The following is a 4,538-nucleotide window of genomic DNA, read 5'->3' as shown; positions in this document are numbered from 1 at the left end:
TGGATTTTAGGTTCGATCCCCCCTGCCCCCCTTGATAAGGGGGGTGCCGATCCCCCCTTAGTCCCCCCTTAATCCCCCCTTAATAAGGGGGGCATCTGAAAGTTTTTAATACCTACCTACTTACATTTATCCTATTTACTAACTTTAAAGAGGTAAAAATAAGAGTACAAGTAATAAAACTAAGCTTGAATCATTAGAGTTTTATTTGAGGCTAAAATATCCAATAACAATTTATCCTGATGATGACGGGGGATATGTATCAGAAATTAAGGATCTTCCGGGATGTTTCACTCAGGGAGAAACCATAGAGGAAACCTTAATCAGTAAACAGTAATCAGTAATCAGTAATCAGTGAACTGAAAACTTACATCTGATAACCGATAACTGATCACTGATCACTGAAAACTCACATCTGATAACTGAAAACTCACATCTGATAACTGATAACTGAATTAAAGCCATTCGATTTCTTTAGCTTTTTCGGGTAGTTTAGCCGTGGCTTGTCCTTGGCTGCGGGACTGAAACCCAATTAAATCGAGGGGAGTAGCCAATAAATCTACTAAATCTGCTTGACCAAACAGTAACTTGAGAGTATTTTTTGGTAGCTCTTTTAATAACCAACGACTGAGAGTAAAAAATAACTCTTGATTGGTTAAAGGTCGCATCAATTCGACACCATACAATTCGTGAAGATAGCGATTCGAGCGCCCATAACGTTTTAATTGACTTCTTAAGTCTTCTAAGGTGGAACGATGACGATGGTAAATAATTGCCTCTGGTGCGTAGGTTAATTGCCAGTCGGTTTGTTGTTGAATACGCCAACAGATATCGGCATCACCACCGGTAGTTAAATAAGGACGAAATAAACCAACTTTTTGAAAAGCTTCTCGACGAATAGCGAGGTTAGCAGTTTGACCGTAGGGACAAAAAGAATGTTCTAAAAGAAATTTTGGTGACATAAAGTTACGACGTTCTGCATACTTTTCCAAGCAAGTGGAACCAGTTAAGGCAGCAATTTCACCCACTACCAGACCGATGTTAGGATCACTAAAGGGTTGGATCAATTCTGTCAACCATTGCGGTGCGGGACGACAATCGGCATCGGTAAAGACCAAAAAAGGATAACGAGCGCTTTTGATCCCTTTGTTGCGAGCAGCGTAGGAGCTTTGTATCTGATTTTCGCTTAAAATGATCAGGTTCAGTCCCCGCTGTTCTTCTGCTGCCTTTCCTAATAATTCTGCCGTGCGATCGCTACTATTATTATCAACTAAAATATATTCAACTAATTGACGGGGATAGGTCTGTTTGGCTAAACAATCAATGAGAGGGGGTAGATCTTTCTCTCCGTTATAAATTGGCACGATCACGGATACTTCGGGAAAGAACTGCAAGGTAGTTGACATCGTTGGAGTCCAATAAACGGGGGACGGTTGAACTATTCGCTACAATACTACTATAATCAATAGCAACAAAAAGCAAGTCTATCGTCAATTATTTTAGACCAACGATGAAAAGTTTCTTCCGAAAATTATTTTTCTATGTGGGTATTCTTTGGCTCTCACCCTTAATCATTGCTTTTCAGGTAGCTAACAATCGAGAACTTATCTTAGGTGATGTGCGGCGTTGGGTAGAGTTATTAGGTTGGGAAAAAAGAGCAGATTCGTTACAATTGTTAGCTCTGTGTCTGGAGGCAAAAGAATTTAGAAATTTATATTATTGTCGTCTTTTTCAAGGTGGTTCATTCAGCCGTTTTTTTATGTATATTCTTAGGTTTTTCTATCGAGAAAGTTCCTATTTATTTCTAGATTCTTCTTGTTCGATTGGCAAAGGATTATTTATTCAACACGGTTTTAGTACGATTGTTATGGCGGATTTGGGCGATAACTGTTGGATTAATCAACAGGTAACAATTGGCTATAAAGATAAAAGCGGTCGCCCCAAAATTGGCAATAATGTCAGGATTACCGCCGGTGCTAAAGTCTTGGGAAACATTACCATAGGCGATAATGTCACCGTGGGCGCAAATTCAGTGGTAGTCAAAGATGTTCCACCTAATTGTGTGGTGGTGGGTATTCCCGCTCGTATTATTAAACGGGACGGCGTTAAAGTAGATGAAAAATTATAAACGTTGACTTAAAATATATTCGGCAATTGCCAGATCTCCCGGAGTCGTAATTTTTAAGTTAGTTTCTTCACCGACGACAATTTTGACGGGAAAACCACATTTTTCTAATAAGGCGGCATCGTCGGTGACTTCCCAATCTAATTTTCGGCCCTGTTCATGACATTCTTTTAATAATTTTACCTGAAAACCCTGGGGCGTTTGGGCCGCCCACAACTGCGAGCGATCCGGTGTATCCTCAATCCAGCCCTTGCTATCGACAATTTTAATCGTATCTTTCACCGGAATCGCCGCAATGAAACCCTGACAAGTGGCTAAAGCGGCGGCACAGCGATCAAATAATTCGGGAGTGGCTAAACAGCGCGCCCCATCGTGAATTAAAACCGTCTCAGCCCCCTCTGGTAGGGCTTGTAAGCCATTATAAACCGATTTTTGTCTGGTTTCACCTCCTTGGATGATTTGCACGGGTTTAAGGGCATTTATAGGGGTGATAATTTCTCGGATATCCTCAAAGTCTTCCGGTTGTGCCATGATGCCAATCCAGATAATTGCCCTCGATTCCATGGCAGCCAGCAAAGTCCAAGCCAGGAGAGGTTTTCCGTGCAGGGTGAGCAGTAATTTATTGCGATCGCTGCCCATCCGTTTACCCATTCCCGCTGCTGGAATTAACAAATACATATTTTTTTCAGGTAAAAAGTTAACAAGAGTCAGGAAAGAGAATTCAGTGGACAGGAGTGGGGAGCTTTTTGCCTCTTATTTGTAAACAGTAATCACTGTCCGGCTGATGGTTAATCGCTTAAATAACCCAAAAACTATGCCTCTTAAGAGAATAAATCGAGGGGAAAGTGACCATAAGTACCGACTAATTGATCATTTTCTGACTGACAAGAAACCAGGACACCGCGATAGGTTCCCGTATAGGAATCGAGATAGGAAGCTTGTCTTTGGGTATTGTATTTAATATACACCGCTCCCTGTTCTGGTTGGTCTTCTGGGAGACTATTAGGTAGGGGGTATCCCAGGGCTTGTAGATAACTTTTCAGGGCTTTAAATCCCTCTTCATTGTTATCGGCACAGATACCTAAATTAATTGATTCCGAACCTTGGTTAACTAATAAAATTGCCTGTCTTAGAGCTTCTTCTTCTTCGGGGGATTGGGCAATTTTTAGTTGAATACATCCATATTCTTTTAGGAGTTTCAAGGCTTCTTCCATAGACATGAGCGGTTAGATATGTGGGGCTAAAGATAAAAAATCAACTGTTGCTGCTGTCCTTACCGACAAATTCCCAAGAAAAAAAGCCCTAAATCATTGGGGTTTAGAGATAGGAAAATTTTGCATTGGTCTTATCATATCAGGTTGGGGACAGGAAAATTTATCGGGGTTGTTCGAGCGCTCCGGGTTGTGCGTACATTTCACTCACTGCTTTTTGATAGCCAAAGTAAGCACCTATAATAATTCCAGTGCCAAAACCGATCGCTAGGTAAGGCAAAATTATACTGAGGGGAAAAGAGGAGTGTCTCCGATGAGATAGGGAAAATCGCTCACCAGTCGCCACAATATTCTCAGCAGCTTCAGTGAACTCCTCCCGTTTTTCTAGGGCTTTTTCTTCAGTTGTTTCAGAGTCTTCCAAAGCTTCTGGCGCATCTTCCGGGTCATTTTCGGCGATTTCTGCGGTTATTATCGGCAAAGAGTTTAATTTGGTGACAAGATTGACGATTAAATCATCTTGACTCAGGGTTATCGATTCTTGCCAAGCGGGGATATCGGATGCCTCGGTCATACCGTAAACGATCACTTGTTCTAATCCATCGATGCCCAAGCTTTTGATTTCTGCCGACAAAAAAGGTAATAACTTGTGTTGATTGGGTATATTTTTGGATTGAACTTTTAGAGTCAGGGCATTTTCTTGCGGGGTGGCTTCAACAACCTCTATTTTTCTGGTTAAGAGACTTTGGTTAAGTAGAGCAATAATAGCGGCTGGCTCCTGGAGTTTAGCGGCATGGATAAGTTGTGACTGATTCATGACCTTGAGGGGCTAAGGAGGGGATATTATAATACTAAACCCTGTGGAAAAGGTATAGGAAAGTGGGTGAGTGCCGGAGCAGGGGGAAACCATCCATAACTGGGTTTTTAAAGTTGAATTGGGACTTAATCATGGTATTAAAAACCGATTTGGTATCGGTCTGTCCATCCCTGCCCCCGGTGCCACTTAAATTTCCGCCACGGCTCTTTCGATTAAACGACGAGCCAGGGTTTGAATACCGGTATGTTCATAGTAATTGGTGGTCATATCGAGGAATGCCCCAACATATACCAATTTATCGGCAGAAAAGTCGATAAATCCCTGAATTTTGCTCAATAATCCCTGCTGGGTCAAACCGCGCTCGCTGACAAAACCACTCATCCAACCTTTA

6 protein-coding genes and 1 pseudogene are annotated in these 4,538 nt (G+C 41.8%); 2 read left to right on the top strand and 5 right to left on the bottom strand.

All coding sequences use genetic code 11. From position 1 onward, the window contains the following. Window positions 1-205 precede the first annotated feature (205 nt). Window positions 206-334, top strand: a complete 129-nt coding sequence (locus PX481_RS08915) for a type II toxin-antitoxin system HicB family antitoxin (protein WP_071825078.1) — start codon at window positions 206-208, stop codon at window positions 332-334. Window positions 335-452: 118 nt separating this feature from the next. On the opposite strand, the gene PX481_RS08910 is transcribed toward PX481_RS08915, so the two are convergent. Then, the gene (locus PX481_RS08910; protein ID WP_288094445.1) at window positions 453-1,403 is read right to left on the bottom strand and encodes a glycosyltransferase family 2 protein; all 951 of its coding nucleotides are present in this window, start codon (window positions 1,401-1,403) and stop codon (window positions 453-455) included. 104 nt (window positions 1,404-1,507) lie between these two features. Between PX481_RS08910 and PX481_RS08905 the strand changes: the two genes are divergently transcribed. Continuing rightward, complete coding sequence (locus tag PX481_RS08905) at window positions 1,508-2,125, top strand: serine O-acetyltransferase (RefSeq protein WP_002761245.1); 618 nt, start codon at window positions 1,508-1,510, stop codon at window positions 2,123-2,125. Here PX481_RS08905 and ispD read toward each other — a convergent pair. The 4 genes and pseudogenes from ispD to PX481_RS08885 form a co-directional block, all read right to left on the bottom strand. Further along, window positions 2,120-2,800, bottom strand: a complete 681-nt coding sequence (ispD, locus tag PX481_RS08900) for a 2-C-methyl-D-erythritol 4-phosphate cytidylyltransferase (RefSeq protein WP_288028236.1) — start codon at window positions 2,798-2,800, stop codon at window positions 2,120-2,122. The two genes, PX481_RS08905 and ispD, sit on opposite strands and share 6 nt — an antisense overlap. 143 nt (window positions 2,801-2,943) lie before the next feature. Then, the gene (locus PX481_RS08895) at window positions 2,944-3,342 is read right to left on the bottom strand and encodes a DUF1824 family protein (RefSeq protein WP_002799415.1); all 399 of its coding nucleotides are present in this window, start codon (window positions 3,340-3,342) and stop codon (window positions 2,944-2,946) included. A 154-nt stretch (window positions 3,343-3,496) separates the two neighbouring features. Then, window positions 3,497-4,147 carry a hypothetical protein gene (locus PX481_RS08890; RefSeq protein ID WP_288094442.1) on the bottom strand — a complete coding sequence of 217 codons (651 nt, stop codon included), beginning with the start codon at window positions 4,145-4,147 and terminating at the stop codon, window positions 3,497-3,499. 186 nt (window positions 4,148-4,333) lie between these two features. Beyond that, a pseudogene (locus PX481_RS08885) lies at window positions 4,334-4,538 on the bottom strand (hypothetical protein); the annotation flags it as partial.

The sequence above is a fragment of the Microcystis sp. M53603_WE2 genome (assembly GCF_030065435.1).
This window is presented reverse-complemented; position numbering and strand designations above follow the sequence as displayed.